We start from the raw sequence: 2,624 nt of genomic DNA on the forward strand, positions 1-2,624 counted from the left end.
TGCGGATTCCGACGCAATCCGGACAGGTATTCCGATTTGAAGCCGGACAGCATTCCGGAATGAAGTCGGACACCGTTCCAATCAATTTCCGGACACTTTCTTCCCTCTGACGATCCCCTGGGTCAGCAACTCGGGCATCACCCTCCTCACGTCATCGAGGAGAACGGAATGCCTGCCAAGAGGAAGCTGACCATGAGACAGTTGAGGCAAATGCTGCGCCTTGCCAATGACGGCGTGAGCGTGCGCGACATCGCCGAGAGGCTCGGGATCGCGCGCAGCACCGTCCAGGAGAACCTCAAGCGCGCCGAACAGGCCGGCTTGAGCTGGCCCTTGCCCGGCGCGCTGACCGACGAGGCGCTGGAGAACAGGCTCTTCGCCCGCGCCGGCGTCAAGCAGGGACAGCGGCGCCGGCCCGAGCCCCACTGGGCCGATGCGGTCGTCGAGTTGAGAAAGCCCGGCGTCACGCTGCAAATTCTCTGGGAGGAGTATCGGGCCGTCCATCCCAACGGCTATGGCTACAGCCGCTACTGTGAGCTCTTCCGCTCCTTCGAGGGCCGGCTCTCGCCGACCATGCGCCAGGACCATGTCGCGGGCGACAAAGTGTTCGTCGACTATTCCGGCAAGAAGCTCGCCATCGTCGACCCCCGCACCGGCGAGATCCGCCACGCCGAGATCTTCGTCGCCGTACTCGGCGCCTCCAACTTCACCTATGCCGAGGCGACCTGGACCCAGACCCTGCCGGACTGGATCGGCGCGCACGGGCGTATGTTCCGCTTCTTCGGCGGCGTCCCGCGTCTGATCGTGCCGGACAACCTCAAGTCGGGTGTCAACCGGGCCTCGTTCTACGATCCCGAGATCAACCGCAGCTACGGCATGATGGCCGCGCATTATGGCGTCGGCGTTCTGCCGGCGCGGCCCCGAAAGCCCAAGGACAAAGCCAAAGTGGAGAATGGCGTGCGCTTTGCCCAGGCCTGCATTCTCGGACGGCTGCGGCACCAGACCTTCTTCTCGCTGGCCGAGGCCAATGCGGCGATTGCCGGCGCGTGTGATCGCATCAACGATCATGTCGTACGCCGCCTCGGCGTCAGCCGCCGGCATCTCTTCGAGACGATCGAGCGCCAGGCGCTCGCCCCGCTGCCGGGCGACGACTACGAGTTTGCCGAATGGCGCTTCGCCCGGGTCGGCACGGACTATCACGTCGAGTACGAGAACTTCTTCTATTCCGTCCCGCATGGCCTGATCCGCGCGCAGGTCGATCTGCGCGCCACCAGCCGCACGATCGAGATCTTCCACCGCGGCCAGCGCGTGGCAGCCCATCAGCGCCGCTATGGTGGGCGCCGGCACGGCACCGATCCGGACCACATGCCGAGCTCGCATCGGCGCTATGCCGACTGGACCCCGGAGCGCTTCTGTCGCTGGGCGGCGTCGGTCGGCCCGCAGACCGAAGGCCTGATCACGGCCATTCTGGCGCACCGCCCGCATCCCGAGCAGGGCTTTCGGACCTGTCTCGGGGTGTTGCGCCTGTTGCGCGATCTCGATGCTGCTCGCGCCGAAGCGGTGTCGGCCCGCGCTCTCCAGATCGGTGCGCTCACCTACAAGAGCATCGCCTCCATCCTGGCCAACCGGCTTTCCGCCCAACCCGCCCGCGACCCTGAGCCTACCGCCATTCTGGAGCACGCCAACCTGCGCGGCCCCGGCTACTTCCACTAAGGAGACCCTGCATGCTGACCCATCCCACTCTCGCCCTGCTGACCGACCTTGGTCTTCACGGCATGGCCACAGCCTTCAAGGATCTGCAATCCCAGCCCGAGGCGCGCGCTCTCGAGCATGGCGACTGGCTTGTGCTCCTGCTCGAGCGCGAGGCGACTCTGCGCTGTCAGAAGCGCTTCGAGAGCCGGGCCCGGGCGGCTCGCCTGCGCCATGACGCTCATGTCGAGGATGTCGACTTCAGGGCGGCGCGCGGTCTCGATCGCGGGCTCTTCCTCAAGCTGTCCGGCTGCGACTGGATCCGCGAGCGACGCGGGCTCCTGCTGACCGGGCCGGCCGGGGTCGGCAAAAGCTGGTTGGCGTGCGCGCTGGGCCAGAAGGCCTGCCGGGAGGACTTCTCGGTGGCCTATCACCGTGCTCCCAGGTTGTTTGCGGCGCTTTCTCTGGCGCGGGGCGACGGCCGCTACGCGCGGATGCTCAAGGCGCTGGCCCGCGTGGACCTGCTCATTCTTGATGATTGGGGCCCTGAGAAACTCGATGACGATCAGCGGCGGGATCTGCTCGAGATCGTCGAGGACCGGTACGAGCGGCGCTCCATCATCGTGACGAGCCAGATTCCGGTCGATCGCTGGTATGAGATCATCGGCAATCCGACTATCGCCGATGCGATCCTGGATCGGCTTGTCCACAATGCCTATCGGATTGAGCTCTCCGGCGAGAGCCTGCGCAAGCAGCGCTCGCCGGCCGCCACATCATCGGCCGATTGACGACCGGACGATCCCGATCCACCATCTCCCACGACCCAGGACCAGACGAGGAGAGTGTCCGGCTTCAGATCGGAACACTGTCCGGAATGAAATCGGAATAGGTGTCCGGCTTCACCTTGGAACAAGCGTCCGGCTTCATCGGAATCCGCA

The 2,624-nt window shown here is 65.5% G+C and carries 2 protein-coding genes; both read left to right on the top strand.

Annotated elements, in window-relative coordinates:
• Positions 1–168: 168 nt before the first annotated feature.
• Positions 169–1,710 carry an IS21 family transposase gene (gene istA / locus OC446_RS29960; RefSeq protein WP_262032527.1) on the top strand — a complete coding sequence of 514 codons (1,542 nt, stop codon included), beginning with the start codon at positions 169–171 and terminating at the stop codon, positions 1,708–1,710.
• 11 nt (positions 1,711–1,721) lie between these two features.
• Entirely contained in the window at positions 1,722–2,474 is a 753-nt protein-coding gene (gene istB, locus OC446_RS29965; RefSeq protein WP_262032528.1) for an IS21-like element helper ATPase IstB, read from the top strand.
• Positions 2,475–2,624: the final 150 nt, after the last annotated feature.

It is taken from the genome of Microvirga sp. Mcv34, assembly GCF_024519725.1.
Classification (GTDB): domain Bacteria; phylum Pseudomonadota; class Alphaproteobacteria; order Rhizobiales; family Beijerinckiaceae; genus Microvirga.

Excerpts from the sequence above, each read along its gene's own strand:
- istA (WP_262032527.1), top strand. The coding sequence starts at position 169 with ATGCCTGCCAAGAGGAAGCTGACCATGAGACAGTTGAGGCAAATGCTG.
- istB (WP_262032528.1), top strand. The coding sequence starts at position 1,722 with ATGCTGACCCATCCCACTCTCGCCCTGCTGACCGACCTTGGTCTTCAC.